General features: G+C 47.2%; 29 protein-coding genes. 6 read left to right on the top strand and 23 right to left on the bottom strand.

Annotated elements, in window-relative coordinates:
- Positions 1 to 13: 13 nt before the first annotated feature.
- The 9 genes from KNO75_RS04910 to KNO75_RS04950 form a co-directional block, all read right to left on the bottom strand.
- Positions 14 to 940 (bottom strand): NAD(P)/FAD-dependent oxidoreductase, encoded by a 927-nt coding sequence (locus tag KNO75_RS04910; protein WP_214820143.1) that lies wholly within the window; start codon positions 938 to 940, stop codon positions 14 to 16.
- Positions 937 to 1,518: a CDP-alcohol phosphatidyltransferase family protein gene (locus KNO75_RS04915; protein ID WP_214692829.1), complete on the bottom strand. Its 582-nt coding sequence runs from the start codon at positions 1,516 to 1,518 to the stop codon at positions 937 to 939. The genes KNO75_RS04910 and KNO75_RS04915 overlap by 4 nt, the downstream gene beginning before the upstream one ends.
- A complete protein-coding gene (locus tag KNO75_RS04920; RefSeq protein WP_214820144.1) occupies positions 1,511 to 2,398 on the bottom strand; it encodes an ABC transporter ATP-binding protein in 888 nt (295 codons plus the stop codon). The genes KNO75_RS04915 and KNO75_RS04920 overlap by 8 nt, the downstream gene beginning before the upstream one ends.
- Positions 2,395 to 3,102 carry an ABC transporter permease gene (locus KNO75_RS04925; RefSeq protein WP_214820145.1) on the bottom strand — a complete coding sequence of 236 codons (708 nt, stop codon included), beginning with the start codon at positions 3,100 to 3,102 and terminating at the stop codon, positions 2,395 to 2,397. The genes KNO75_RS04920 and KNO75_RS04925 overlap by 4 nt, the downstream gene beginning before the upstream one ends.
- Positions 3,099 to 3,872, bottom strand: coding sequence for an ABC transporter permease (locus KNO75_RS04930; protein WP_214820146.1), 774 nt, complete (start codon positions 3,870 to 3,872; stop codon positions 3,099 to 3,101). The genes KNO75_RS04925 and KNO75_RS04930 overlap by 4 nt, the downstream gene beginning before the upstream one ends.
- The gene (locus KNO75_RS04935) at positions 3,859 to 5,034 is read right to left on the bottom strand and encodes an ABC transporter substrate-binding protein (protein ID WP_214820149.1); all 1,176 of its coding nucleotides are present in this window, start codon (positions 5,032 to 5,034) and stop codon (positions 3,859 to 3,861) included. Before KNO75_RS04935 ends, KNO75_RS04930 begins: the two co-directional genes overlap by 14 nt.
- 15 nt (positions 5,035 to 5,049) lie before the next feature.
- Complete coding sequence (locus KNO75_RS04940) at positions 5,050 to 5,793, bottom strand: SDR family NAD(P)-dependent oxidoreductase (RefSeq protein WP_214820150.1); 744 nt, start codon at positions 5,791 to 5,793, stop codon at positions 5,050 to 5,052.
- Entirely contained in the window at positions 5,790 to 6,764 is a 975-nt protein-coding gene (locus KNO75_RS04945; RefSeq protein ID WP_214820152.1) for an MBL fold metallo-hydrolase, read from the bottom strand. Before KNO75_RS04945 ends, KNO75_RS04940 begins: the two co-directional genes overlap by 4 nt.
- 108 nt (positions 6,765 to 6,872) lie before the next feature.
- Positions 6,873 to 8,309, bottom strand: a complete 1,437-nt coding sequence (locus tag KNO75_RS04950) for an NADP-dependent glyceraldehyde-3-phosphate dehydrogenase (protein ID WP_074033255.1) — start codon at positions 8,307 to 8,309, stop codon at positions 6,873 to 6,875.
- Between the two features lie 222 nt (positions 8,310 to 8,531).
- Here KNO75_RS04950 and KNO75_RS04955 point away from each other — a divergent pair, with 222 nt between their 5' ends.
- The gene (locus KNO75_RS04955; RefSeq protein WP_214692850.1) at positions 8,532 to 9,413 is read left to right on the top strand and encodes a chemotaxis protein CheV; all 882 of its coding nucleotides are present in this window, start codon (positions 8,532 to 8,534) and stop codon (positions 9,411 to 9,413) included.
- A gap of 36 nt (positions 9,414 to 9,449) precedes the next feature.
- Here the strand turns inward: KNO75_RS04955 and KNO75_RS04960 are convergent, their stop codons facing one another.
- Positions 9,450 to 9,812, bottom strand: a complete 363-nt coding sequence (locus tag KNO75_RS04960) for an Hpt domain-containing protein (RefSeq protein ID WP_214821674.1) — start codon at positions 9,810 to 9,812, stop codon at positions 9,450 to 9,452.
- A gap of 156 nt (positions 9,813 to 9,968) precedes the next feature.
- Here KNO75_RS04960 and KNO75_RS04965 point away from each other — a divergent pair, with 156 nt between their 5' ends.
- On the top strand, positions 9,969 to 10,904 hold the full coding sequence (locus KNO75_RS04965; protein WP_074033258.1) for a magnesium transporter CorA family protein: 936 nt from the start codon (positions 9,969 to 9,971) through the stop codon (positions 10,902 to 10,904).
- 186 nt (positions 10,905 to 11,090) lie between these two features.
- Here the strand turns inward: KNO75_RS04965 and KNO75_RS04970 are convergent, their stop codons facing one another.
- Both KNO75_RS04970 and KNO75_RS04975 read right to left on the bottom strand, forming a co-directional pair.
- Positions 11,091 to 11,387 carry a transposase gene (locus KNO75_RS04970; protein WP_251126045.1) on the bottom strand — a complete coding sequence of 99 codons (297 nt, stop codon included), beginning with the start codon at positions 11,385 to 11,387 and terminating at the stop codon, positions 11,091 to 11,093.
- Between the two features lie 193 nt (positions 11,388 to 11,580).
- Positions 11,581 to 12,693 carry a PP2C family protein-serine/threonine phosphatase gene (locus KNO75_RS04975; RefSeq protein ID WP_214820153.1) on the bottom strand — a complete coding sequence of 371 codons (1,113 nt, stop codon included), beginning with the start codon at positions 12,691 to 12,693 and terminating at the stop codon, positions 11,581 to 11,583.
- Between the two features lie 144 nt (positions 12,694 to 12,837).
- Here KNO75_RS04975 and ytzI point away from each other — a divergent pair, with 144 nt between their 5' ends.
- The gene (gene ytzI, locus KNO75_RS04980) at positions 12,838 to 13,029 is read left to right on the top strand and encodes a YtzI protein (protein WP_074033260.1); all 192 of its coding nucleotides are present in this window, start codon (positions 12,838 to 12,840) and stop codon (positions 13,027 to 13,029) included.
- Positions 13,030 to 13,044: 15 nt separating this feature from the next.
- On the opposite strand, the gene KNO75_RS04985 is transcribed toward ytzI, so the two are convergent.
- Positions 13,045 to 15,171 carry a DNA topoisomerase III gene (locus KNO75_RS04985; RefSeq protein ID WP_214820155.1) on the bottom strand — a complete coding sequence of 709 codons (2,127 nt, stop codon included), beginning with the start codon at positions 15,169 to 15,171 and terminating at the stop codon, positions 13,045 to 13,047.
- A 200-nt stretch (positions 15,172 to 15,371) separates the two neighbouring features.
- On the opposite strand from KNO75_RS04985, the gene KNO75_RS04990 reads away from it, so the two are divergent.
- Complete coding sequence (locus KNO75_RS04990; RefSeq protein WP_214820157.1) at positions 15,372 to 16,235, top strand: DMT family transporter; 864 nt, start codon at positions 15,372 to 15,374, stop codon at positions 16,233 to 16,235.
- Here KNO75_RS04990 and KNO75_RS04995 read toward each other — a convergent pair whose 3' ends face one another.
- The 3 genes from KNO75_RS04995 to KNO75_RS05005 all read right to left on the bottom strand — a co-directional run bounded on the left by KNO75_RS04995 (position 16,236) and on the right by KNO75_RS05005 (position 19,859).
- Positions 16,236 to 17,633, bottom strand: coding sequence for an MATE family efflux transporter (locus tag KNO75_RS04995; protein WP_214692868.1), 1,398 nt, complete (start codon positions 17,631 to 17,633; stop codon positions 16,236 to 16,238).
- A gap of 78 nt (positions 17,634 to 17,711) precedes the next feature.
- Positions 17,712 to 18,953 carry a peptidase U32 family protein gene (locus tag KNO75_RS05000; protein WP_214820159.1) on the bottom strand — a complete coding sequence of 414 codons (1,242 nt, stop codon included), beginning with the start codon at positions 18,951 to 18,953 and terminating at the stop codon, positions 17,712 to 17,714.
- A 9-nt stretch (positions 18,954 to 18,962) separates the two neighbouring features.
- The gene (locus KNO75_RS05005) at positions 18,963 to 19,859 is read right to left on the bottom strand and encodes a peptidase U32 family protein (protein WP_353047564.1); all 897 of its coding nucleotides are present in this window, start codon (positions 19,857 to 19,859) and stop codon (positions 18,963 to 18,965) included.
- Positions 19,860 to 20,013: 154 nt separating this feature from the next.
- On the opposite strand from KNO75_RS05005, the gene KNO75_RS05010 reads away from it, so the two are divergent.
- The gene (locus KNO75_RS05010; protein WP_251126046.1) at positions 20,014 to 20,805 is read left to right on the top strand and encodes an SDR family NAD(P)-dependent oxidoreductase; all 792 of its coding nucleotides are present in this window, start codon (positions 20,014 to 20,016) and stop codon (positions 20,803 to 20,805) included.
- Between the two features lie 31 nt (positions 20,806 to 20,836).
- Here KNO75_RS05010 and KNO75_RS05015 read toward each other — a convergent pair whose 3' ends face one another.
- The 7 genes from KNO75_RS05015 to rnz are packed head-to-tail and all read right to left on the bottom strand — an operon-like array spanning position 20,837 to position 25,498.
- On the bottom strand, positions 20,837 to 21,169 hold the full coding sequence (locus tag KNO75_RS05015; protein WP_214748132.1) for a hypothetical protein: 333 nt from the start codon (positions 21,167 to 21,169) through the stop codon (positions 20,837 to 20,839).
- Positions 21,170 to 21,210: 41 nt separating this feature from the next.
- Positions 21,211 to 21,756: a hypothetical protein gene (locus KNO75_RS05020; protein WP_214820162.1), complete on the bottom strand. Its 546-nt coding sequence runs from the start codon at positions 21,754 to 21,756 to the stop codon at positions 21,211 to 21,213.
- Complete coding sequence (locus tag KNO75_RS05025) at positions 21,729 to 22,685, bottom strand: ATP-binding cassette domain-containing protein (protein ID WP_214820164.1); 957 nt, start codon at positions 22,683 to 22,685, stop codon at positions 21,729 to 21,731. The genes KNO75_RS05020 and KNO75_RS05025 overlap by 28 nt, the downstream gene beginning before the upstream one ends.
- Positions 22,663 to 23,349, bottom strand: coding sequence for a hypothetical protein (locus KNO75_RS05030; RefSeq protein ID WP_251126047.1), 687 nt, complete (start codon positions 23,347 to 23,349; stop codon positions 22,663 to 22,665). Before KNO75_RS05030 ends, KNO75_RS05025 begins: the two co-directional genes overlap by 23 nt.
- Positions 23,300 to 23,707 carry a DUF4430 domain-containing protein gene (locus KNO75_RS05035; RefSeq protein ID WP_074033270.1) on the bottom strand — a complete coding sequence of 136 codons (408 nt, stop codon included), beginning with the start codon at positions 23,705 to 23,707 and terminating at the stop codon, positions 23,300 to 23,302. Before KNO75_RS05035 ends, KNO75_RS05030 begins: the two co-directional genes overlap by 50 nt.
- The gene (locus KNO75_RS05040) at positions 23,704 to 24,591 is read right to left on the bottom strand and encodes a hypothetical protein (protein ID WP_214820166.1); all 888 of its coding nucleotides are present in this window, start codon (positions 24,589 to 24,591) and stop codon (positions 23,704 to 23,706) included. Before KNO75_RS05040 ends, KNO75_RS05035 begins: the two co-directional genes overlap by 4 nt.
- A 1-nt stretch (position 24,592) precedes the next feature.
- Positions 24,593 to 25,498: a ribonuclease Z gene (gene rnz / locus KNO75_RS05045; protein WP_214748118.1), complete on the bottom strand. Its 906-nt coding sequence runs from the start codon at positions 25,496 to 25,498 to the stop codon at positions 24,593 to 24,595.
- 71 nt (positions 25,499 to 25,569) lie between these two features.
- Here rnz and KNO75_RS05050 point away from each other — a divergent pair, with 71 nt between their 5' ends.
- Positions 25,570 to 25,746, top strand: coding sequence for a hypothetical protein (locus KNO75_RS05050; protein ID WP_214821769.1), 177 nt, complete (start codon positions 25,570 to 25,572; stop codon positions 25,744 to 25,746).
- Positions 25,747 to 25,792: the final 46 nt, after the last annotated feature.

The raw sequence follows: 25,792 nt of genomic DNA on the forward strand, positions 1-25,792 counted from the left end.
TTTAGACCTCCGACTACTTGTAGTGCCGGACATATCGCGAGTCAATGAAACGCTTCACATAATACGGAAGTCGTCCATGCCAGGTGAACTGTCCAAATGTCAGCAAGGCATGACCCGGTGTCGTCAATAGTATATTCATCGATTGACGTCTTCGAAATGGTTGGTTCGTCTCACCGAGTAAGCGCTTGGCGACATAGCGTCCCGACCTGACAGCATCGACGCCTCCATTTAAGCAGGATGCCATATCTCCTGTTATATATATATTTGTAAACTGATGATGACGTAAATATTCATCCGTCTCTATAAAATTGTCAGGTTTTGCAAGCCCGGATTCAGCCCACCATTCTACGGGAACAACGCCCGTCGCATCTAGCAGGAGCCCCTCCGATGCGTCATCTTGAAGCTGTTGTTTCACGACCATAATACCTGATTTGACTAAAAGACGTTCAATTTGCTTCTGTCTATAGAGCGGCACGTCTGGCAAAATCTTTTTCGCATACAGCGTTACGTCTTTCGTCCTTGCGCACGTAAACGCCAATTCTACACCGGCCTTGCCCCCACCGACGATCGTCACTACCGGACTCGAATCGATACGGCCAAGTAAAGCTTGTGACATCGGTTTAAGCGGTGTCCCAATGCCTCTACTCTTTGCACCAGTCGCCAGCACGAGTTGATCGTAGTGAAACAATCCCTGTTCTGTTTGAACGGTTTGCTGTTGAGGATCAATTGAAATAACCCTTTCTGCGACCGGTTCAAGTCGAGGCAATTGGACTGTCGCGGAGTTCATGAACCCAGCAATCACTTGTGGGAAGGCACCTGTATACACCGTCTGACGTCCTCCGATGAATTGAACTTCGTAATGCTCTCGAATCTCATCAATACGGTCCAAAATTTCAAGCTGGCCGTGACCGAGTCCTGCCAACATCAATACTGGTTTCATCGCAAAATTCTCCGCGCCTCGATGAATCGTTGCGTGATTGTCATCACTTCAAGTACTAAAAAGATGAGCGCAATCACACCGACCCAGTTCGGGAAGAGAATCATCAATGTGAACAAGATGAAGCATTCCGTTCGTTCAATGATTCCAGGCTGATAATAAAATGTCTTCTCTGATCGCCTTGAACTACTTGCACCAACAGCCAAAAATAGCGTCATCGCAATGACAAATGATCCAATCAATATGAGAAAGATTGGCATGTATTCCGGATAGCGAAGTGCGAGGGCAATCACGACCGATAATTCGACGAACCGGTCTAAGACGAGGTCGAGCACCGTTCCAAAACCAGTCGTTTTGGATTTTCGTGCCATCGTTCCATCCAAGACATCAAACAAACCGGATAGCCACAATAAGATAACGGCCGTCCAGTGCATGTCATTATAAATAAAGATTCCTGTCGAAACCCCTATGATTCCGCCTAAAATGGTTACTTCATTCGGTGTAAAGTTCCATTTGAGCAGTCGATTCGCCCCCCGTTCAATGACAGGTTGGACGTAACGACTCCCGTACGTATCAAGCATGGTATTCCTCCTTTCGTTTGATTCGATATGACATTCCGATTTGAAACCATTCATGCGTCGGTAACATGACCGACCTCCCATCCTCGAAATGATATTCTCCAAAGCACTGACCGAACCGATAAATTTTCTTCATCAATTGCACCGGTTCACCAATCGTTTCGGATATTTCCACCTCGGATAATGGTCGAAGTTTGCCATCGAGCATGACAAAGTCTCCGAATCCAGGTGCGGAGTCATACAATTCCTCTACGGTCCCTGTCTGCGTCACCTTGCCAGCTTCAAGCAGTGTCACTCGATCTGCCATGAGCATCGCCTCTTCTCGGTCATGGGTGACCAATACTGCCGTGAGGCTGAGCTCTTTGACTAAGTCACGGATGAAACGTTGCAAATCAAGTTTTAGCTTCGGGTCAAGGTTTGTGAACGGTTCATCCAATAACAGAAGTTCCGGTTCTGCTGCTAGAGCCCGGGCAAGGCTCACACGTTGCTGTTCGCCACCCGATAGTTCGTGTATTTCAGCATCGTACCGGTCAGTGAGGCGAACGACTTGTAACCAATGTTCTGCTTGTTTACGTGAACGCCCAGGTGTCGCGAGTGTGACGTTCTCCCCTACCGTCAGATGTGGGAACAACAATGCAGTCTGCGATAGCATCGTCACGCGACGTTTATGGGCAGGAATGTTGTTTAAGGAGCGATGATTCCACCACACATCACCTCCATCAGCCGTCTCGAGACCAGCGATGATTCGGAGAATTGTTGATTTCCCTGAGCCGCTCACCCCGACGATTGCATGAATGTCATGAGGTGCGACCTTAAAATCGACACCGTTTAATATTTGTCTTGATCCAAAATGTTTACGTAAATCGTGTACATTCAAACTCATTGCAAACGTCCTTTCAGCATACGCACCATCCACCGATTCCATCCAGAAAGCAGGAAATAGATGGCTACGGGGAATAAAATGAGCATCCAAGTGTTCGAGAGCGCGAGACTCCTATTGTTTCCCGCGTAAGATTGATACAATTCTGTCGTCACTGTCGGAATCAATCCTGCACCGATTAGCTGAATGAGTGCGAATTGACTAAGTAAAATGACGGTCGTGAATAACGCGATGGTCCGCATCGTTCTCGAGAAGAGCGGATATAATACATAGACGACTCGTCGACTCATCGGCAATAGTCGGGCCTGTTCTAAAAGAGGACGACCGATGACCGCCATTCCGTTATAAGCGAGACGGATTGAATATGGAATCGTCACGACGAGCAAAGCAAGTATGACTCCGACATACGTCCCAATCAGTCCCACTTCAGCCAATATGAGGTAAAGCCCAAACAGTGTGGCAAGCATCGGAATGAACAACGGTAAAAACACGAGCCATTCTATGACACTTTTCCATCTCGATTCTGTCCATAAGAGCCACCAGGCAAATGTCGTCGCTAGCCACACATTGATTCCAGATAGAATAATGGTTAATCCAACCGTATGAACAATGGACTCAACATTCCCGATTTCCATTGACGGAGCGACTAAAAATAAACTGACGAACGGGAATAACGCAATAAATAGGATGAATCCTTGAGGAATCATCGCCTCACCCCCCGTTCAATCCGTCGACGAATAGATGCGGTGATCACGTAAGACACGAATACACCGAATCCGACAAGACATGTCCAAATAAGGGCGACGGCATACGGTTCTGTCGCCTCCAAATAGAGTCCCGTAGAGAGTCGTTCGTAAGCGAGGACACCGATTAGTTTCGGATAGGTCACACCAAGCAGTGCCGGAACCTCATACGCAAATGAAATAAAAGCGATTAAAATCCAGGTCGAGTCGAGCAACGGTTTAATTAAAAATGGGAACTCTGCATGTTTGAATTGTGCAAAGGGAGAAAGTTGCAGCGTTTTCGCCGTTTCTACGTAACCCCGATTCAATTGTTCATACGTTCCAATCATCATTAAAAAGACGAACGGTGTCTCCTTCCATATGTATGTCAGGATGACCGTCACATAATCTCGCTCGTTCGTCTCAATCCCCCAAAAACTATTGGACCCACTAAATAATAGCCAAAACAAATACGCCGCTGCGATGTGAGGAACGAACATTGGGATTTTCAAGATTGTCGATGTGAATCGCCAATTTTGTTTTACAACCGTCCGTGCAACCCACGTTCCGAAGAAGAGTGATAGAGTGGTTGACACACTGACGACATAAAGCGTTGCGAACAAACTATCTCGCCACGTTTCGTCCGTCAACAGTGCGCCCCAATCCGTCCCTAGCGCCTCCATTCCTAGAAAAAGGAGGGCAGCGAGCGGCAAAAAAGATACGAGAATCGTTAACGCGACACTACTTCGCAACACGCGGCCACTCCTCGCGTACGACATCAATGATGTTCGGTCCGTAATCTGGAATCGACCGTTCGAGTAACTGTTCCGGATTCGGATACGTCACGCCGTCTCCTAGCTCTTCGAAGGCTTGTTGGTCGTTTGCGTCAAGTTTTGTCAAATCGAGTGACGTCCCATCTCCCCAATAATCAGGACCTTGTTTCACGAGCTGAGCTTCTGGCGACAACAGTTCTTGAATGAGAACGAGCGCCCCATCTGGATTTGGTGAATTGAAGGGGATAGCCAAAAAGTGCGTCGAGGCAATCGAGTGATCTAAGAGAAGTGCACGTGTCTCTTTCGGGAAAATGCCTTCCATCACTTCCGCTTCTGCTCGACGTTCATTGAAGCCCATCGTCATCCACACTTCCCCGGATGCATAGAGTTGATCGAGTTGTTCAAGCGTCTTCGGATACGTCTGTCCTTCTTTCCATAAATTCGGGGACCACGCTTTCAAATCATCCCAGAACGACTCTTCAACGTTCGCGTTTTTGTTCAATTCGTCACCGTAGCGCTCATATAAAAGATGGCGGACAAAAGCATTTCCAGTGAAATCTGTGACTTCAGGATACGTGAAACGACCTGGGTTGTCTTCGGTCCAGCGACGTAATTCCTCAAACGATTCTGGAGGATTGTCTACTTTCGCTGCATCGTAATGCAAGATAAACTGTACATTTCCCCAAGCGAGTTCCAAGTCATCTGTCGGTATACCGGCATCTGATTGTTGAGCCGTTTCATTTAATAACGTGGCATTTGGGACACGCTCCATCAGTCCATCCCGAAGGAGTTCTGCTTCTTTCGCATTTCGGAAATTGTCGCCGTTAATCCAGACGACGTCGATTGTTCCGACTTGTCTGTCCGCTTTTTTGTCGAGCGATAGCTGACGTACGAATTCAGCCGTATCCATAGCGACACGATTTAACTCGACATCGTAAGATTCCTCAAGCCGGGGTGCCACATAGTCATCAATATAGCTGTTAATTCCCTCGTCCCCACCCCACATATATAAGTTGACGGTCGATCCGTTCGCTGACTCAGCCGCAGCTTCGAATGTGTCCGAAAACTCAACTGCTTCTTCATTCCCACATGCTGCAACGAAAGTGAGCATAAGCGTTGCGAGCAATACTCTCCATTTCTTCATCGTTCTCCCCCTTTTTTACTTTTTCTCAAATCCCCGTTTTGCAAGCATTTCGAACATATTTGGGCAGATTGCATACACATTCGCACCGATATTCATCCACCACGGTGCATTTATTTCGCGTTTGCGCATAAAACTCCCTTTGACAATCGCGTCGGCTAATCGTTTCGGATTGAGCATGATTCCCTTAACACTTTGGGCATATGTACCACTCTTGTCGGCCCGATCAAAGAATGGCGTGGCAATCGGTCCCGGATTGACAGTCATAACATGGACGCCACGTGGCTTTAACTCGAGTCGAAGGGCGTTTGAGAACTGAAGAAGTGCCGCTTTCGATCCTGCGTACACGGCTGATTTTGGAGTTGGAACTTTCGCTGCTTGCGAACAAATGTTGATGATGACACCTCCACGTCCTAACACTCTGGCAGCGTTTCTCGACAACAACATCGGAGCGACGGCATTCACATGCATCGTCTCTTCCATCACATCAGTCGATTGTTCGGTCACGAAATCAAATTCAGCCATTCCTGCATTATTGACCCAAATGTCAAACTTCCCAAATCGCTCGATCACATCATCGACAAGAGCATCCGCCTTCGTGACGTCCGCGCGCATCCATCCCCCCTCACACGTGGTCGCAATGGTTTTCAAACGTTCTTCATTTCTTCCAATCAATAACACGCTACATCCTTTTTCATAAAAAGAATGCGCCAATGCGGCACCGAGTCCGCTTGACGCACCTGTAATGACTACCCGTTTCATGACATCGCTTCTTTCTTTGTATAAATCCATTTTCGGTCATCCCGGCGTCTCTCGATGTCGCCACGCTCTTCGAGTAAACTGAGTCGTGCGAACACCTCGCTAAAGACGAGTGGCATACCACTTCGCATCTTTCTCCCATATAATTTCATCGACCAATCAAAGACACTGAGTCCATCTTCCCATTCAGCGAGCAATTGTTCACTGCGTTCATACCGTTGTCGGATCCGGTTCTCAATCAAATCGTTCGGATGATGAATCGGTTCACCATGTCCACTGACGACAAGTTTCAAATCGATTCCACGCAACTTTTTAAGTGAATCGATGTAGAGAATAACCGGTGAGGCAAACCCTTCATCCTCATACGGTTGTTCAATGAGTGGATTTGGTTCGACCTTATCAATCAAGTGATCCCCCGCAATCAAAACGCCTCCAGGACCGATCAATCCGAGCTGGTCACTCGCATGTCCCGGCAAATGAATCGTTTGCCACGCCCCGTCCGGTGTCACAGCTTGTCCGTCACTAAACGTCATGGTGACGGTCGTCGGCCCAATCCAACGTAATGCTTCCCGATAGTCTGGCAATTTTTCCACGAGTGGCGCCGGTGCTCCAAATGAGAGCGCCAATTCATGTAAAAAGTGGTTGCCCCTTTTTAGAAAATTCGGGGTTTGTTCTAAGTATCGAACGAGCTTCTCGTGCCCATACACCGGAATCGAGGCATCACGAAGTCGCCACGCCTGCCCCGCATGGTCGGCATGATGATGCGTCAAAAATAAAAAGTCGATGTCAGACAACGATAGTTCAAGCTCTTCAAGTTGCCGATTCAATGAAGTCCACGCTTCTTCCGTATCTGGTCCACAGTCGACCATAAAAAAGCGATTCTTATGTTCAACGATATATACGTTCACGTTTCCAACTTCGAACGGTGTCGGAATATCGAGTCTTGCCAGTTGGCTTGAAATCCAGTTCGCCACGTCATCACCACCCCTTCTTCCTGTCTTTCTCCATTATACCCGTCTGAAAGATGCGTTTTCAATCAAACAAAAAAGAGGGGGACACCTCCCCCTCACGAATGTTGAATATTATAAGTTGATAACCGTCACTTTATCGCGCGTCATCGTCTCGAGGCTACGCCCGATTCCTTGAACGCCAAGTCCCGATTGTTTCACGCCGATGAATGGGAAGTGGTCTGGACCACGTTCCGTACGTCCGTTCACTTGGACCGTACCGACTTCTAGCTTGTCAGCGACTGTAAAGGCGCTATTCACATTTTGAGTGAAGACACTCGCTTGAAGACCGAACTCAGATTCGTTCGTGAGTTCAATCATCTCTTCGAGTGATTTCACGCGGATGACAGGAAGGACTGGTCCGAACGGCTCTTCCCATGCGACACGCATGTCTGTCGTCACATGATCGAGTAATGTCGGATAAATAAGGTTTCCTTCACGCTCATTTCCATGAACGACCGTCGCCTTTTTGTTAACCGCATCGTCAATCAAACCTTGAACGTAATCTGTCGTTTTCGCATCGACTAAAGGAACGATGAAGCTGTTCTCTTCAGGTGAACCGACCGAGAGTTTTGCGACGCGTTCTTTCAACATGCCAACGAGCTCATCCGCTTGGTCTTCGAGGACGAAGACACGTTTGATGGCTGTACAACGTTGACCTGAGTATGAGAATGCACCGCTGACAATTTGATCTGCCGCAAGTGTCAAATCTGCATCCTCAAGGACGAGAGCCGGGTCTTTCCCACCGAGTTCGAGCACGACCGGTACCATTGACGCTTGTTGTGACAAATGTTGACCTGTACCTGTTCCACCTGTGAATGTGATCATGTCGATTCCTGGGTGAGACGTCAAGTAATCTCCGATGACCGAACCGCGTCCTGTCACGAGATTCAAGAGACCTTTTGGAAGTCCTGCGTCATGAAGGGCTTCGACCATCTTGATTCCGCTGATTGCACCTTGAGTCGCCGGTTTGAAAACGACCGCATTCCCCGTGACGAGAGCTGGCGCAATTTTTGCCGCTGCCAAGTTGACCGGGTAGTTGAACGGTGAAATCGCGAGCACGACACCAAGCGCCTCTTTCTTGATGATGGCCATCTTGTTTTTCGAACCACCAGGGAACGAATCACCTTGCATGAATCCACCATTGAAACGAATGCCTTCTTCCGCTGTGTAACGGATGATTTCAGCTGTGCGAACGACTTCTTTTTTCGCGTCGTTCAAGTTTTTCCCGACTTCTTGCATGATGATTTGACCGATCTCATCGACGCGTTCTTCGAGTTTCTCTGCCCATGCATACAACAATTCAGCGCGCTTGTTGACCGGAAGCGCCGCCCATTCTTGTTGTGCACGTTTTGCGCCATGGATGGCTGCATCGACTTCGTCGCGTGACATCGCCTGAACGCGACCTACGACTTCGTCTTTATATGGTGAAACGAGTTCAATCGTTTCCTGACTTGATGATTCCTGCCATTGACCATTCAATAAATATGGATATGTGTTCATACTCATCATCTCTATCTGCCTCCTGAGTAAGCTGTAATATCTCGTTGCCAACCCCATTGTATGCAGATTTTTTTGCATTGGACAACTATAACGATTCAGTTTATAAGATGTAAACGGTTACTATGAAACTTTTTGTGAATTCTGACGACAGTTCGACAATTTTTCACTATAGATTTGATGATCTGAGACCGATAGTAAAGGAGAGAGTACGTGAAATAGGAGGGACAACCATTGAGCACTGATCATAATATTTTACTTGAGGCTGGTACGAATGAACTTGAAATCGTCATTTTCCAAGCTGGACCGTTCTTATTCGGTATCAACGTCATGAAAGTACGTGAAATCATCACGATGCTTCCATTGACACCTCTTCCGGGTACACCAGAGGCAATTATGGGACTGATCGAATTACGGGGCGAGGTCATGACCGTCATCGACCTTCCAATGGTCATCAATCACCCACGTGAGGTCGGAAGTGACGATCGATTGATTGTCTGTGAATTTAACGGGGAAAAATCAGTTCTTCGTGTCGACCAAGTGACGGAGATTAAACGCATCTCGTGGGAGCAAATTGATACGCCTTCTGACCTTGCACGCGGCGTCCAAGGGATAACAAACGGTGTCGTCAAAACAGGTGATCAAATGATTATCCTGCTCGATTATGAGCGAATCGCACTCGAACTTTCGCGTAAAGATATCATGGCCCGCGAATCGGTTAAACGTCTCGGTGCTCGTGAACGCTCAAACAAAAATATTTGGATCGCTGAAGATTCGGAAATGCTCCGGACTCTTATCCTCGATACGTTAGATGATGCCGGGTATTTCAATACGACCGTCTTCAACAACGGGAAAGAAGCACTCGATGCGTTTGAACAAGATGGTGTAGAGTGCGACCTTCTCATCACGGACATCGAGATGCCGCAGATGGATGGACTCCATTTAACGAAGCGTCTCCGGGAGATGGACCGTTACGCGTCCCTTCCAATCATTATCTTCTCGTCGCTCATCTCAGACGACTTGAAGCATAAAGGCGAGGCCGTCGGTGCGAATGCTCAAATCACAAAACCAGAAATCGGGATTTTGATTGCGACGCTCGACGAATTTGTAGGGTAACAAAAAAAGTTTGCGACTTCACGGTCGCAAACTTTTTTATGTCAACTGCTCAAAATGATTATTCCATTCGACTAAAAAGCGCTGACTATGCGACTCGATTGTCGCAAGCGTTTCATGTGCACCTTCAAGATGTGCATTCTCGCCTGCCAGTTCAAGGTCATGAAAAAGAAGCGCGGTCTGTTCCAAGCCGACCGAATAAGAGGCCCCTTTTAATAAATGGGCGAGTTGTTCGACACGTGAATAGTCGTTCGACTCGACAGCTGCGTACAATTCAGGGTATTTTTCTTCGAACTGCTTAATATATGTGGTTGCAATTTTATTCAAAAATTCCATGTTTCCATTTGCGATTTGGTGGAGCTCCGCTAATTTATCTTCATTGAACAGAGCGTCTTCGGGCATTCTTGTCAATATAACCCCTCCTCAATAAACAATCATCCGATCGTTCCCTTTCACTGTAACATGTTTTCTAGAGAAAACAAAAAATCTCCTGCTTTGGATTGCACTCTTCATTTTCGCTACCTATAATAAGATTGAGTTAAGGTAGGAGGAAGATGCATGCTGACGATTTACCGTACTGACGCATCAGGCCATGTGGATGAAATCGAAGACTTTGATAAAGGAAGCTGGATTCAACTCGTGAATCCGACAAAAGATGAGGCCGATCAAGTCATCGAGGCGTCCGGCATTCCAGAAGACTTTGTTTATGACCCACTTGATATCGAAGAAAAACCGCGTTTTGAAAAAGATGATGAGGGACTTCTCATGATCATTGACGTCCCGTACGTGGAGGAAGATGATACGGGGCGAACTTATAATACAATCCCACTTGGTATCATCGTGACTGGACGACATTTCATCACTGTCTGCTCCCGAGAGCTCGACGTTTTAAATTTATTCGCAAACGGCAAAGCACGACTGTTTCGGACAAATTATCGAAGTCGTTTCGTCTTTCAGATTTTACATCGTGTAAGCATGACGTACTTACGTTTCTTGCGACAAATCGACCGAAGAATGGATGAGCTTGAACAGGAACTACAACGTTCGATGCGAAATCAAGAGATCTTTCAGTTGATGAACCTGCAGAAATCCCTTGTTTACTTCATGACCTCTTTGAAAGCGAACGATAGTGTCTTAGACCGAATCGTCAAGACACCAAGTTTGGAGAAACATGAAGAGGACGAAGAACTATTAGAAGATGTGTTCGTCGAACACCGCCAGGCCATGGAAATGGCGTCAATTTATAATGATATCATCAGCATTAAGATGGAGGCGTTCGGGTCAATCATTTCGAACAACGTCAACTTCGTCATGAAGTTCTTGGCGTCGATTACGATTGTCCTCAGTATCCCAACGATGATTTCTGGAATCTTTGGGATGAACGTCCAAGTTCCATGGGAAGGACAGCCGTTCGGATTCATCATGGCAATCACAATGATGATCGGGTTTTCTGGTCTCGCCTTTTACATCCTATGGCGAAAGCGATATTTCTAATGAACAAGAGTATAAGACTGGATTTGTTCACTACAATTTTTCAATAAAAAGACAAACTGCTCACCGAAAATTGATGACTGGTTTGTCTTTTTATTCTTCCTTTTATTCATAGAAGATCTTCACACTAGTATGTTTTATCACAAATCAGTTCTTCTTATTTCATGTCTAGAGATGAGTAATCATTATTTATGGAAACAGATTTTCGTCTTCGATATATGCTAAAAATAAATCTTGTAAATCACCTTCAGAATCAATTGAATCCAGTAATAAAGTGGGTTCTACTTCAGCGTCTACAAGTCCTGAACTTCCATCAATAATTCCAAAAACATGCGAAATGGTATCAATCATCGTTTGTTTCATCATTAACATCAAAACTTCTTTTTGTTCACTGTTTAGTTTATTGTAGAATTCATCTTGTTTTTTCCAATAAACATCTATTTCTGATTTGCTCAATTTTGCGTGATCTAGTCTTTCTTCATACATTTCTTTATATGATGCTAAGTTGCCTTCAATAATCGTTTTATAAATCGCCTTTACAAATACTTCATTCTAACTACTCATACTTTCGCCCCATCTCCTTTTGATTTGATTATAGGATTAACAATCGTCTGGTCTGAGTAACCACTACTTAACAAACATACCAAAAAACCTGACGCATCATACGTCAGGCTCTTTGTTATGTGATCTTGACCGTGACGAGACAAAGGTCATCCTCAATTTCAATTTTCGGGACGAGTTGGTCTGCAACGTGACGACTATAGTCGAGACCGTACGAGGCGATATCCTTCTCAAGCCAGCGAATCCCATCGTCGATATCTTTGCTGTAACATTCCATGAGTCCATCCGTGTACATGTGAAGTGTCATACCCGGAGCAATATCAACTTCTTTAGACTCATAATTTGGTTCTTCGAACATGCCAACAGGCACTCCCGTCGTCTCAAGACGACAATTGCCTTCTTCTGACATCACAATGACTGGAGGATGCCCTGCATTCACATACTCGATTCGACGCTTCGTTGTATCGATATAGCAATACACCGCTGTAAAGTAACTATGCATATCGTCACCCGAGAATAAGAACGTCATCTGTCGATTCAACTCGGTCATCACGTCCACCGGATATTGAACATTTCCAACAAGTCCTGGAAGGATCGAGCGAATTCCCATCGTAATAAGTGCCGAAGAGACCCCATGTCCCATGACATCAAAGATGATGACCCCATACCGGTCCGGTGCGACCTGGAACCATGCATACATATCCCCCGCTAATTTTTTCGAAGGTAAATAGAGAGCACGCACATCAATCTCTTCGTTACTAATTGGTGGAGTGAGCGCACTTTGTTGAATTTTTTGCGCAAGATCCAAATCGTATTGGAGACGGGCCTCATAGATTTTCCGCTCATCGACGGCCGCTTTATAACGGAGAGCAGAACGGATCCGAGCGAGTAACTCCGTTACCTTGATTGGTTTCGTCGTATAATCCGACGCTCCTGCATCTAGTCCTTCTGCAATCTGCTTTTCATCTGTACGACCCGAAACCATGATGACTGGCATTTCTTCATAATCGGCCATCTGACGAATTCGGTTACATGTCTCAATCCCAGAAATTCCAGGCATCTCGACATCCAACAGGACGAGATCATACAGCGATGCGGCTTGTGGGGCCATTAATAAATCGAGCGCTTCTTCTCCGCTCGAGACCGATACCGTCTCATAGTCGTGCTGGTGAAGCAGTTGCTCGAGAACGAGCGTATTGACCGGTTCGTCGTCCACAATCAAAATCGCCATGACTATCCCTTCCTTCTCTACGTAGTGTTCTACATCGTATTGTACCATATCTTTTCAATGTGACACGAGATTACCGTCTGTTCATTCCAGTTGAAGAACCAACTCACTATTTGGCATACTGAAGAGAGAAAGTGAGGGGTTCTTATGGCCTGGATTTTTGCCGTCAGCGGTTTGATTATTTTACTCGTCCTCATTGCATCTATCGTCGTCATCCAAAAAGGATACGCCTACAAAGATAACAAAGACGACATCGTTCTCGACTATGACGAAATCAATCGTCGCATCGAGGACGACCAGAAAAGAGAGAAGACTGACAAGACAGAAGGGCCGCTCTAATTTGCGACCCTTTTTTTATTTGAATTCGAATCGGAGCGTACCTTTTTCAAGATATAAAGAAGCATTGAACGTCTTCTCCCCTTTTTTGAATGTATGCACGTTCGATTGACCTCCGTTAATCATTTGCTTCAACTCATCTTTGACAAGTCCGACGCCGAGCACCTGTTTGGAGACCGTGAAGCGACATCCTTCCCGGTAACCACTACAACCGATGAATTTCGGATGTTCGACGAGTCCTTTGCCACAATTGGGACAGACTCCGAACGACGGTTTCGGTCGAGTCGCTCCCTTTTTCCCGTAACGCTTCGCCTCAATCGTATAACCTTCCGGGTTTGCTGCCTCGACTCGTGACTTTGCCTCTTCAACCAAATGAATCGACATCTTCTTCGCTTGTTCAATGAATTCAGCTGCAGATGCCGATGCTTGGCCGATTTCGTGAAGTCGTTTCTCCCATTTCGCCGTCATGACAGGCGATGCTAAAATACTGTCGCCGAGCACATCAATCAATAGACGTCCTTTATCTGTCGGAACGAGTTCTTTTTTCTGAAGTTGAACATAGCCGCGCTTTTTCAATCCGTCGATAATGTTGGCGCGTGTCGCCTCAGTGCCGAGACCTTCGACTTCTTTCATAATGTGAATCAGCTCTTCGTCATCGAGCTGTTTTCCTGCGACTTTCATCGCCATGATCAGCGACCCTTCCGTATACCGTTTCGGCGGCTCCGTCTGTTTTGACAACACTTCAACTTTCTTCTCTTTCAATTCTTCGCCGATTGTCAATGCAGGAAGCTCGACATCTTTTGATTTCATCTCGACGACTTGACGATAGCCTGGACTCACGACGACGGTACCTTTTGCCCGATACAAATCGTTTCCATCAATCAAGTCAACTGTCGTCTTCTCGAGCTTCGCCGCAGGTGCAAATGCCGCGAGAAAACGCCGGTTGATCAAATCGTACAGCTTTGCCTCATCACCGCCGAGACGTGTGACGTCACCACAAGCTTCGGTCGGAATGATTGCGTAATGATCACTCACCTTTTTCGCATTGACGTAACGACGATTCTTTGACGGGTCCTCGGTTAAGATGTCGCGAAGACCCTCATAGGCGGCTGATTTCAGTAGTCTCGCCTTCGTCTGAGGGAACAGCGTTGCCTCATCTGGAGTGACGAAACCTGAATCCGTCCGAGGATAGCTGATCCACCCTTTCGTGTAAAGCTTTTGAGCGATATCGAGCGTCTTTTTCGCCCCAAAACCAAAACGTTTCCCTGCTTCTGCCTGAAGCCCGGATAAACTGAACCAAAATGGGGGTTGCTCAATCTTTTCTTCATTGTCGATTGTTTTGACCGTTGCGGTGCCGGAAGCTCGTTTCACGACAGCGTCTGCTTCCTCACGTGTTTTGAGCTTCGTTGTCTTTCCGAATGAATACTTCGCTTTGAACGTGCCCCGACCTTTTGCAAGTGTCGCCTCGACTTCAAAGTACGGTTCTGGCACGAACTGCTTGATTTCTCGTTCGCGATTGACAATCAAGGCGAGTGTCGGAGTCTGGACACGACCGAGCGAGAACACGTCCTCGATCCCGATTGTTTTCAACAAGGTCGTATATGCACGGGAAGCGTTCATGCCAACGAGCCAGTCGGCACATGCGCGACTCATCGCCTCATGATAATAAGGGACTGTTTGCTCACCCGGTAACAGTTGAGAGAATCCACGGTCGACCGCTTGTTCCGTCAGACTCGAAATCCATAGTCGCGCTAACGGTTTTTTGTTTCCGGCGAGCCGAAGAATTAATCGAACAATCGCCTCCCCTTCCCGCTCTGCATCCGAAGCGATAATCACATCGGTAATAGAGCGGTCATGTAGCCATTTCTTGATAGCGTAAAACGGCTTTGATTTTCCTTTCGAGATCCGATAATCGAACCGTTCCGGAACAATCGGAAGTGCCTCGTATTTCCAAGATTTCCATTCTGGACGATAGTGTGACGGTTCCTGTAGTTCGCAAAGGTGACCGACCGCCCAAACGACAATCGCCCCTTCAGGGAAACGTGAGCATGGTGAGATTTCAATCTCATCTTTTCTTTTTTTAGATGGATAGGGAGCCGCCAACTTTTGTGCTTGTGATGGCTTTTCCGCAATGATTAGTCTCATAAGAACTCCTTACTTTGCCTTAAGTTTCTTGGCAAGACGTACGTGGTGGGATTGCTTCTTCTATGTATTTTACTATACCAAGTCGAGGATGGACATATCGAGAGGGGAGCATTTGTTTGTATTCCATGAATCATAGCTTGCCACACGGCTGTTTTTCGATATGATTAACAGAGAACATACATATGTGAAGGAGTGTCGTCATGTCTTACCTCATTTTATTCGCTGCTGTTTTTTTCTTGTCGACGAGCGTCTTGTTTGTCAAATGGACGTCGGCTCCAGCCGAGACGGCTGCGTTTTACCGCATGCTGATCACATGTCTCATGCTACTTCCATTCGTCGATTTCAAATCACTCATCACAACGCGATTGATGACACGATATGCTTTGTTACTTAGCGGAACGTTGCTCGCGTTTCACTTTTGGCTCTGGTTTTTATCACTCGATTATACGACAGTAGCCAGCTCCACTCTTTTTGTCACATCGAGTCCGATTTTCGTATTAATTGGAAACGCCTTGATCTTTAGAAAGAACCCGACGCGAAAAGGATTGGCATACGCGCTCGTAGCTGTCCTCGGTGGGATGCTTGTCGCTGCAGGTGATATTCAGCTCGGACGAGAAGCACTATTGGGTGACCTGCTCGCTCTGATTGCCGCCCTCCTCATCGCAGGGTACTGGCTCGTCGGTCAACATGTCCGGACATCGATGAACACGAATACGTACTCTTTTAGCGTCTATCTCGTCGCGACGGTCGTCCTTTGCTTCATGCTCCTCGTACGCGGGACGACTTTCACGGACTTTGAAACGGTCAACTGGTGGTATTTCCTCGCCCTTGCCTTCTTCCCGACGATTTTAGGGCATAATCTGTTCAATTATGCACTCGCTCGGGTCAGTGCGACCGTCGTCAGTATTACCATCCTTGGAGAGGCCTTATGGGGAATGCTATTTGGGTACGCCTTTTTCGGTGAGCGCCTCGGTCCGTTCCAGTGGCTCGGCGCCATTGTCTTGCTTGGCGGGATTTACTTGTTCCTAAAAGAAGACGCCCGCTCGACACGAGCGGACGTTTGATTATAAGTTTGTCGCTTTCGGATTTACATCATGCGCTTCTTGATCTTCTTCTGAAGGACGGAACAATAATTTACGGTCCCAAAATGCCAAGGCGACTGCCGTCAAAAACGTCATCGCATCGGCAATCGGAAACGCCAACCAGACCCCGAACACTCCGAGGAACGACGGGAGTATAAAGACGAGCGGAATCGTATAGAGCGTCTGACGTGAAAGGGACAAGAACATGGCGACTCGCGCTTTCCCGAGTGACTGGTAAATCCCGTTGACGAGCATTTGAACACTCGGTAAAAACGAGACGGCGAACAAGATGTGAATTGCCGTCACGCCTCCTGCAATCAATGCCTCGTCCGTCGAGAACCATCCCATCAACGTATTCGGGAATACCTGCAAGATGAGCCAGATGATCACAGCGATTGCAATCCCTGCCCGCATCGCTGTCCATATGGTCTCACGCATACGATCATACCGTTCGGCACCATAGTTATATCCGACAATCGGTTGCATTCCTTGGACAATTCCCATGATTGGCATGCCGACGAGGGCCATGAACTTATTGATGATGGCGAAAATCGCCAACTCCTCTGTCCCACCGTATGTTCCGAGCATCACGTTGACGCCAACGAACAAGATGGATTGGGACACCATCATGATGAATGAAGAGGAACCGATTGCCATAATCTCTTTCATCTCATCGAATCGTATCCGGAACTGTCGCCATTTGAAGCGCAGTTCCGTTTTTGGTTTTCGGGCGAAGAAGAATCGAAGCATCAATATGGAACCGATGACTTGAGCGAGTGCCGTCGAAGTCGCTGCACCGTACATCCCCCAGTCGAACGTGAAGATGAAAAGTGGAGTCGTGACGAGATTGACGAGAACGGTCGTCAACATGACCTTCATTTGATACGGTGCCTGACCTTCGGCACGAACCATCGCACTCGAAGCAAGTGTGAACATAAAGAATGGTGAACTGATCAAAACAACTGATAAGTACTGTCTACTGAGCTCCATAATCTCGGACGTCGCCCCGAAGACCATTAAAATCTCATCCAACATAAAGAAAGCGGAACTCACCGCGAGGGCAGCAAACAATCCGACGAGGACGAGCACATTCAAAAATGTGACAGCCGCACCGGCATCGTCTCCTCTACCTAACTTCCTAGAACTGATGGAGGCGCCACCGAGACCAACAGCACTCGACACGGCCATTAAGATCATCTGTATGGGAAACGCAATCCCGATGGCAGCGACGGCCGAAGCGCCAATGCCACGAGCGACAAAAATCGTATCAATGATATTGTAGAGCGCCGTCACGAGCATCCCGATCATCGCGGGTAGCGATAACTTAAACAGGAGTCGGCCGATGGGCTCTGTCCGCAATTGCTCCGTATTTTGGTTCATCCTTCCATCCCTCCGTCTCTATCTCTTAGGGTAGCAGGATTAGACAGTTCGGGCGACTATGTTGGCTCGGTGGATGTGTCAGGCGAGGACGCGCGCCAGGACACCTTTTCGCTTGCGCATGATGTAATCGGTCGCGACGGGGTTTTCCACTTTGACTCGAATCGTCATCATCGCTTGATTGGCGGATTCAATCGGTTGACCGTCGACATCCTCAATTGTCTCGATGACTTGGGAGAAACGGACGAATCCAGGTCCGAAAAATTCAACTTCTTCACCTGTTGAGAAGTGATTTCGCTGTTCGAGTGTCGCCATCCCGGTCGACGGGTCGTATGCAATGACACGTGCGGCAAAAGCATACTGAGGAATTGAGCGCGGTTTCCCAAACAATTGTTCTTTCTCGGTCGGAATCCCGTAATAGAAACCATTCGCCAGTTCTCGTTGTGCCGCTTTCCAAATCTCTTCTTCCCAAGCAGGGTCGAAGACGAAGTTCTCAGGGTCTTCACAATATGCGTCAATCACTTGTCGATACACATTACACACGGTCGCGACGTAATGAATCGATTTCATTCGTCCTTCGACTTTCAAGCTGTCAACTCCAGCGTCCACCAAGTCAGGAATATGTCGGACCATCGATAAATCAACCGAACTCATCGAGAACGGCTCTTCATCTCGTGCCTCCATCTCTTCCGTCAAGAGATCACCCTCTTCAAAAAAGCCATATTTCCAACGGCACGACTGGGCACATCCCCCTCGGTTGGCATCACGCAATGTCATATGATTCGACAGCGTACAACGCCCTGAGTATGAGATGCACATCGCTCCATGTACAAACGTCTCAATTTCAACATCGACTTCTTGTTTCATTTGCAAAATCTCATCCATCGATACTTCACGAGCCAAAACAACCCGCTCGAGTCCTTCTTCTTTCCAAAAACGAAGCGTCTCGTAGTTCGTCGCGGAAGCTTGTGTCGACAGGTGAACCGGCAATCCTTCCGCTTCAGATAGACACGTCTCAATCATGGCAGGATCAGAGACAATGACCGCATCGATCCCGATATCGCGGAGCGTTCGGAAGAAGTCACCAGCTCCTTCGATATCTCCTTCATGCGTCACCATGTTTGCAGCGACATATACTTTTGCACCGCGAGCATGTGCGAAAGCCACACCTTCACGCATCTCGTCATAACTGAAGTTACCGGCACGCGAACGTAACCCGAATTGTTGACCGCCGATATAGACCGCATCGGCACCATAATGAATCGCCATCTTCAATTTTTCTAAGTTTCCTGCTGGCGCTAATAATTCTGGACGTTGTTTCATCTTGATCCCTCACTTGATCTCTTCTGGTTTGCGTAACAATAATCCCGTTCCGAGTCGAAACGCTTCCGGTTGTAATTCTCTGAGGCGGTGCTCCATCTCGATTCGGTCGAATCGACCATTCAATAGATTCGTCCGTGCGATGGTAAACAACTGAACGATTTCAACAAACTGTTCTCCCGCGTGCCAGCCGTCAAGTTTCCACGTATGCAGACCGTTTTTGACTAACGTCGGTAGCTGACCCATAAGCGTCAAATCTTCTGAGAAAACATGTGTGCCATTCTCGTCCTCGTAGATGGGATATCGACTCGTCTCATCTGCTGGCTCACTCATATAAAACTCACGTTGTTTCGCCTCTTCAGAAGGGCGTCCGAGTTCATTGAAATAGTTCGTCACGAGCGGTCGCTTCGAATGATGAATACACGTCGGACCGTACACTTGTACTTCTACCGGGAGACCGATTTGTTGCTGAATCAACACCAATTCCTCGAGAGTGACTTCTCGAGCGACGACCGCCCCAATAGCCTCACGTTTCCCCCAGAATTGAATCTGTTTGGCGGACGTGACGAGCGTTTGGGCATCGTACCAATATGGGATTTTCGCTTGACGGATCAAGCGGATGGCCCCGGGATCTCCAGCTGTCACATCGTCGACTCCGATTGCTTTCAACGTTTGTAAATAATCCGGCAATTCTTGAATGTGGTCGTTATGCATCAAATTGTTGACGGCCACCGTCACTTCTTTTCCGTATCGATGGGCAAGCTGTGTGACTTCCCTCACAGCATCGATTGTCCAGTCTCCCTTTTGTCGCAAGCCGAACCTAGAATTCCCGATATACAATCGGTCCGTACCCGCTTTAATTAACGCTTCTGCTTGTTCGACGCTTTGCGCCGTAGTGACGAGCTGAATCATCATATTTGTTCTTCTCCCTACTTTGTGAGTCTAATCACATTTTCTTGCTATACTTTAGCATAGGATTGAATGTGCAAACGGGGCAGGATTTTAACAACTCGTGAAGAATTCAGTAACAATGTATGACTTTTCATTAAAGGAGTGGATCACGTTGTCAAAGACAGCTTTAATTACCGGGGCCTCGATGGGCATCGGTTTAGACTTGGCCGTACTCGCCGCACGAGACGGGTACGACTGTATTCTCGTATCCCGAAACGAACCTCGCTTACACGAACTGAAAAAAGTCCTTGAAACGAGATATCGAATCAATGTACATGTCTTCGCGCTCGATTTGGCGAAACATGACGCTGCCAAACAATTGACCTCGATGATTGAAGAAGCCGGACTAACCGTCGACTTTTTAATTAACAATGCTGGATTTGGAACGTCTGGTGCGTTCGCTGATCTCGATGCTGAGACAGAGGCGGACGAAGTACGATTGAACGTCAACACATTGACCGAACTGACAAAAGCCTATTTACCGAGTATGCTCGAACGAAATCACGGCTATGTGCTAAACGTCGCTTCCGTCGCTGCGTTCCAACCCGGTCCGTACATGGCTGTTTACTATGCGACGAAGGCTTATGTCCTCTCACTTACCGAGGCGTTGCATGCCGAAGTGAAAGGGAGCGGTGTTCACGTCAGCGTCCTCTGCCCTGGTCCGACAGATACGAATTTCTTTGATCGCGCCGGTAGTGAATTATCCTTCTCAAAAATGCCATCTCACCTCGTCGCCTTCTTCGGTTATAAAGGTGTCATGAATAATAAGCGCGTGATTGTGCCTGGTCTCTCGAATCAACTCCTAGTCGGGGTGGCTAAGTTGATGCCACGTGCTCTCAGTCTCGAAGTATTGCGTCGTGTCCAAAAACCAACAGACGGGTCAGCCGCTGAATCAACGACATGAAAAAAGGAGCGACCATCGCCGGTCGCTCCTTTTAAGATTCTGAATGTAATCGCGAGACACTTACGAGCCGATGTAAAAACACACCTGCTGGAATCATCGTCATGAGCGCTGTCGAGAGGACGACCCCCCACGCAAGCACAGCATCTAGTGACCATTCACCCGAGGTCAATTGATCCATCACGCTCAACTGTTCTACTGATAGAACAATCATCAGCGCTGGCCATACACTTGCCGCTAGAATGCTTAGCATGGCGAAACGGGCCCTCGTATAACGTTTCACTAAAAGAACAAGGTTTAATAAGATAAACAACAACCCTACAAGTAGAAACATGCCGACTTCAGTAATGTTAATATATGCACTCATCCGTCGTTCACCTCACTCAATATGATAGGAATATTGTATATTTACCCGAGTTGACGAAGGAATATGCGCTCAAATAGCGGACGAATCATGATTAAAAAGACGACATTCGAAATACCGTGGGCCAGATCAAATGGAAAACTGAGTAACAACAACTTCACGACATCCGTACCGACCACTTCAATGAACGCCAAGTTTGTCGTCCACCCATATAAAAAACCTGATAGTAAACCGAGTAGTAAGAAGAGGATTGTCGATTTCAATAGAATCGGACGAAATAAACGGACGAGCACAACGACAAGAAGCCACCCTAAAAATTGAAAAAATACAAACGGACCAATCCCGAGCAATAGTCCTGACAAAATCGGGACAAAGAGCGCGAGGATGGCGGCCCCGTTCAAACTGACCAGTAAGGCCGTCAACATGATCATGGCTGTCGTCGGTTGAACATTCGGTATCGTCATAAAGAGCCAGCGTCCAATGACCGCAAGTGCTAACAATTGAACGAGTGGTTGAATCGGGATTCTAGATTTTTCGAACCGGTACAACACGACGATTGCAATCAGGATGGCGAGGACGTATGTGACCATAAGGTGCTCCGATCTTGAAAAAGGTTCCGATCGCCTTGAAAGACGACTTGACCGCTCGCTAGATAAATCACATCCGTTGCAACCTGTATGAGACCCATGTCATGTGTTGCACAGATCACGCGGGCCGACTTTGCTTTTTGTTGAAGCGCACTGAAAAACGCATCCCGCTCTCTCTTCGTCAAATCCACGGTCGGTTCATCAAGTAAAAGGACACTCGACGGATCGTGTAGGACGGATTGAAGTTGGGCGACCCGTCGCTTCCCTTCTTGTGGGAACGGACCAATTTCTGGATTGGCAGGAAGATAGACTGCTCGTTCTCCCTTTTTCACTCGTCCCTGAAGTGGACGTCTACTTCTAGCTAATAGTTCGAGTAAAGTTGACTTCCCACTCCCGTTCGTCCCGACACAAACTGTGAGTCCAGGCTCAGTCATCTGAACTGTCACATGATCAATCGCATAGGTCGAATGCAGAGGATGCCGATAAGATACGTCGGTCGCATCGATGGAAGGTGTCGTTCTCGATTCGTTGAACGTGAACGTTGCTTCTCCTGAAGGTTCTTTCGCTCGCTCGGTATAACCGATTTGTACCCCGATTCCAGAAATACGGCGGAGCAACATCTCTAAATGCTCTCTTCGAAATTGGTCTAGATGCCGAAATGGTTCAATCAGGACGATGGAGTCCGGTCGATTTAACAGGGCGTAGGCGACTCGAACAATCTGTTGTTCTCCACTCGAACATGCATCAAACCGCTTCGGATAAAGCGCGTCGATTTGTAATAGTGTAGCGAGTTCCGCCCCTCGAAAAGGGTCGACATTCGAAAGTAAGTGCCCAACCTTTCCCGAGAACGATTGCGTCATCTCAATCACAAGTGGGCGGAAACGTTCGACGTAATGCTCGAACGAACCATCAACGGTAGATAACCATTGCATCACGCATCCCTCCTTTCGTGAGATATGGATAGATTAGCCAAAGTCCGACAAACAGATGGATTGAAGCCAGACCGATCATCCCAATGAGGACGATTTGCAACAAATCCTCTAAACGAAAGCGCCGTATCGGGTCAACCGCAAACTTCGGCTCAGTTTGCTGACTTTCAATCCCGATTTGCACACCCTCTCGCCAAGATGCCCTCGGATGACTCCTGACTGCCTGACGTACCGCCTGCTCCATTGACGGAATGAGTGCCCATGCGCCGTATAAGAGTGAAGACGATCGTGGAAAGTTCGATAAGAGCGGGAGCAATCGTTCGAGACGCATGATGCGTGCAATCCATAACATCCCTAGTAAAAAGGCAGCCAATTTCAAAAGCTGACGCCATATGTATGAATAAGAAATTTCCCAACCAATCAGGATGGGCATGATTGAAATCAATCCAAACGCAATCAGTATGGATAGCATTGACCAAGGGAAACGACGTTCAATGATGAGCAGCAAGAGGAGTCCAACCACAAAAAGAGTGACGTCTTCGACATTCATTAATATGTAAAGGTGACAGAAGAGATAGAAAAGGAGCGTGACAGGATGTCTCCGCTCCCAATCTGCCTCATTCGAAGAAAGCCACTGCATCTTCTTCGAACCGCCATTGAATGACATCCGTCGATTCCACTTCTTTGGCGCCCGCACCTTCATCCCCGGGTGCACCGTTGAAAGCAAATACCCATCCTGACGATTGTCCTTCAGATTTTTCTTCGATTCCTTCGATTGCCGTCACATAGGACATATCACCGCTCCCTGTCACCTCAAGGTCGAGTCCTGTTGCTTTTAATGCATCGAGAACAGTCGCATCCTCTTCTAAGCAGACACTTTTCTCTTGATAGAGCGTTTCCTCAGTCGCTGCGTTATAGACCGAAATAGTCGGACTCACTCCGCACGATTCTTGTTGCGCCTCTTCCCCGCCACATCCGGCAAGTAGCGCCGTCGCTAGTAGAGCAATCGTTACATATGATTTCATTGGTCTGTCAAATCCTCTCGTTGGTGTATCGAATAATTGTAAAGAATCGCATAGCGTTCACCTGTACTACGACCCTCTTGCGTCAGTCCGACGAGCTGGATACTGTTAGCAAGGACGGGTTCACGTTGTAGCCAGAACTTAACGAGTTCATTGTCACGGTTGATCATGAGCATCGACTCATTCTCGAACGTATACATATCATACAGCCCATCGTAAGAGAGTTGTAAGATTGGCGCGGCTATGACATCTGTATATTCTTCCCATGAAGGTTCCCTTAAAGTAGATAACATATGGTCAAATTCGACGAGTTTTTCAAAGAATGCCTGACCTGATTCTTTTCGTAATTCATCGACCTGTTCATAAGATAATTGTCCGTCTGCATACGTCACGCGAATTTGTTGGAACGATTCGGCTCGTTCGACCATCAGCAAATATTCAATCGTTTGGACGTTCCCTTCCCGATTAATTTGAAGTTTACCTCGGTCAAGTTTGATGGAGTCACTGTTGACTCGTTGCAAAATTTTCTCTGTCATCTCGTCGAAAGATTCATCCGTGACGGAGACGACGCCAATTTGTTGCGATTCCGCACGAAACCCAGATTGGTCAAACAAGGGTACGAATAATAAGACGATAAAAAAGAAAAATCCTAAAAGCGCTCCATACCATTTATAGCGGCTGTTCTGTTTCGGGAAGAATAAAAAAGACAATAAAAACCCGATTGGGATATGAAATCCGCCGATTGGGAACGAAACGATGCCAAGCAGTGAATAAAATAAGAACTTCGGAAAGAAATTGGCTTCCGGTTCTTTCAATTGGTTCAAGCGAACACCTAACAGGACGCTGATCACTAAAAACGCGGCCCAAACATAGAGTTGAATGGTCACATCAATCCCCCACTGTATATTCTAAAAAGTCGGTCGCAACTAAACTCGATGGAAAATCCGAAACGACCTCTTGTTCAAATTCTTCCTCTCGTCCGACATAGCGAGCGGAAATATGTGTGACAATCAATTGGCCGACCGCAGACGCTTTCGCAAGTGTAGTCGCCTCACGCGTCGTCGAGTGACCATATTTTCGTGCGAGCGGTTGTTCACTTTCCATGAATGTCGCCTCATGAACGAGGAGGTCGGCTCCTTCTGCTAACAATCGCGCGTTTTCACACGGTGTTGTATCCCCAAGAATCGCAACGACTTTGCCCGGAGTCGGTTCAGTGACGTATTCTTTAGAATCGTACCATTTTCCTTCATATTCGAACCGTTCTTGTTCTTTGATTGTTTTATAGATGGGTCCACTCGGGATTCCAAGCTCTCTTACCCGATCGACGCGTAACGTTCCCGGTTTTTCCGGACCTGTGACACGAAACCCATAAGAAGGGAACCGATGCTCTAATTTTCGCACAGTGATCGTATGACCGTCTTGCTCAAATGTGTCTCCGTCCGTGAATTCAATGACGTTCAACTCATAACCGAGATGAGAACCTGTGACGCGAAGTGTCGCTTCGAGCCATTTTTTCAATCCTTTCGGACCATAAACCGTGAGAGGATCCGTTCCGTCTAGCGCAGAACGGGTCGATAAAAATCCAGGTAATCCGAACACATGGTCACCGTGCAAATGTGTCACCCATACCGCTGTCACTTTACGTGGTTTGACTTTCGTGTAGAGCATCTGATGTTGAGTCCCCTCTCCACAGTCGACCAACCAAGTGACTTTTGGCAAGACGAGCGCAAGACCTGACACGTTGCGTTGTTTCGATGGCATACCCGAACCAGTTCCTAAAAACTGTAACTTCATAAATAAATTAGTCCTTTCTTCAAGTCCGTTCCATGCTATACTTGTGGTAATCGCTGAAAAGGATGTGATTTGTGATGACCAAGGCAGAACAACCCGAATCCATTTACGAGACGATTCGAGACCGTGCGGCTTTGATAAATCGCTTGCACCAACAGGAACAAGGCACCTCTATCCGCATTCACGACATAGCGATCGAACTTCATTGCACAGACGAGTTGATTTTGGAGTCTTTGGAGTTCGCAGCATAACGAGTACGAACACATACGAAGAGCCGACGAATGGTCGGCTCTTTTT

It is taken from the genome of Exiguobacterium sp. s35, from assembly GCF_018617535.1.
Taxonomy (GTDB): Bacteria; Bacillota; Bacilli; order Exiguobacteriales; family Exiguobacteriaceae; genus Exiguobacterium; species Exiguobacterium aestuarii.

Excerpts from the sequence above, each read along its gene's own strand:
- KNO75_RS04910 (WP_214820143.1), bottom strand. The coding sequence starts at position 940 with ATGAAACCAGTATTGATGTTGGCAGGACTCGGTCACGGCCAGCTTGAA.
- KNO75_RS04975 (WP_214820153.1), bottom strand. The coding sequence starts at position 12,693 with ATGGCGATTTTGATTGTGGACGACGAACCGGTCAATACGCTCGTTCTC.
- KNO75_RS04950 (WP_074033255.1), bottom strand. The coding sequence starts at position 8,309 with ATGATGAGTATGAACACATATCCATATTTATTGAATGGTCAATGGCAG.
- KNO75_RS04985 (WP_214820155.1), bottom strand. The coding sequence starts at position 15,171 with ATGAGACTAATCATTGCGGAAAAGCCATCACAAGCACAAAAGTTGGCG.
- KNO75_RS04965 (WP_074033258.1), top strand. The coding sequence starts at position 9,969 with ATGCTGACGATTTACCGTACTGACGCATCAGGCCATGTGGATGAAATC.
- KNO75_RS05030 (WP_251126047.1), bottom strand. The coding sequence starts at position 23,349 with ATGTCATTCAATGGCGGTTCGAAGAAGATGCAGTGGCTTTCTTCGAAT.
- KNO75_RS04925 (WP_214820145.1), bottom strand. The coding sequence starts at position 3,102 with ATGATTCCTCAAGGATTCATCCTATTTATTGCGTTATTCCCGTTCGTC.
- KNO75_RS05000 (WP_214820159.1), bottom strand. The coding sequence starts at position 18,953 with ATGAAACAACGTCCAGAATTATTAGCGCCAGCAGGAAACTTAGAAAAA.
- KNO75_RS04960 (WP_214821674.1), bottom strand. The coding sequence starts at position 9,812 with ATGCCCGAAGACGCTCTGTTCAATGAAGATAAATTAGCGGAGCTCCAC.
- KNO75_RS05020 (WP_214820162.1), bottom strand. The coding sequence starts at position 21,756 with ATGGTCACATACGTCCTCGCCATCCTGATTGCAATCGTCGTGTTGTAC.
- KNO75_RS04920 (WP_214820144.1), bottom strand. The coding sequence starts at position 2,398 with ATGAGTTTGAATGTACACGATTTACGTAAACATTTTGGATCAAGACAA.
- KNO75_RS05025 (WP_214820164.1), bottom strand. The coding sequence starts at position 22,685 with ATGCAATGGTTATCTACCGTTGATGGTTCGTTCGAGCATTACGTCGAA.
- rnz (WP_214748118.1), bottom strand. The coding sequence starts at position 25,498 with ATGAAGTTACAGTTTTTAGGAACTGGTTCGGGTATGCCATCGAAACAA.
- KNO75_RS05015 (WP_214748132.1), bottom strand. The coding sequence starts at position 21,169 with ATGAGTGCATATATTAACATTACTGAAGTCGGCATGTTTCTACTTGTA.
- KNO75_RS04915 (WP_214692829.1), bottom strand. The coding sequence starts at position 1,518 with ATGCTTGATACGTACGGGAGTCGTTACGTCCAACCTGTCATTGAACGG.
- ytzI (WP_074033260.1), top strand. The coding sequence starts at position 12,838 with ATGGCCTGGATTTTTGCCGTCAGCGGTTTGATTATTTTACTCGTCCTC.
- KNO75_RS04935 (WP_214820149.1), bottom strand. The coding sequence starts at position 5,034 with ATGAAGAAATGGAGAGTATTGCTCGCAACGCTTATGCTCACTTTCGTT.
- KNO75_RS04990 (WP_214820157.1), top strand. The coding sequence starts at position 15,372 with ATGTCTTACCTCATTTTATTCGCTGCTGTTTTTTTCTTGTCGACGAGC.
- KNO75_RS04995 (WP_214692868.1), bottom strand. The coding sequence starts at position 17,633 with ATGAACCAAAATACGGAGCAATTGCGGACAGAGCCCATCGGCCGACTC.
- KNO75_RS04940 (WP_214820150.1), bottom strand. The coding sequence starts at position 5,793 with ATGAAACGGGTAGTCATTACAGGTGCGTCAAGCGGACTCGGTGCCGCA.
- KNO75_RS05035 (WP_074033270.1), bottom strand. The coding sequence starts at position 23,707 with ATGAAATCATATGTAACGATTGCTCTACTAGCGACGGCGCTACTTGCC.
- KNO75_RS04970 (WP_251126045.1), bottom strand. The coding sequence starts at position 11,387 with ATGTATGAAGAAAGACTAGATCACGCAAAATTGAGCAAATCAGAAATA.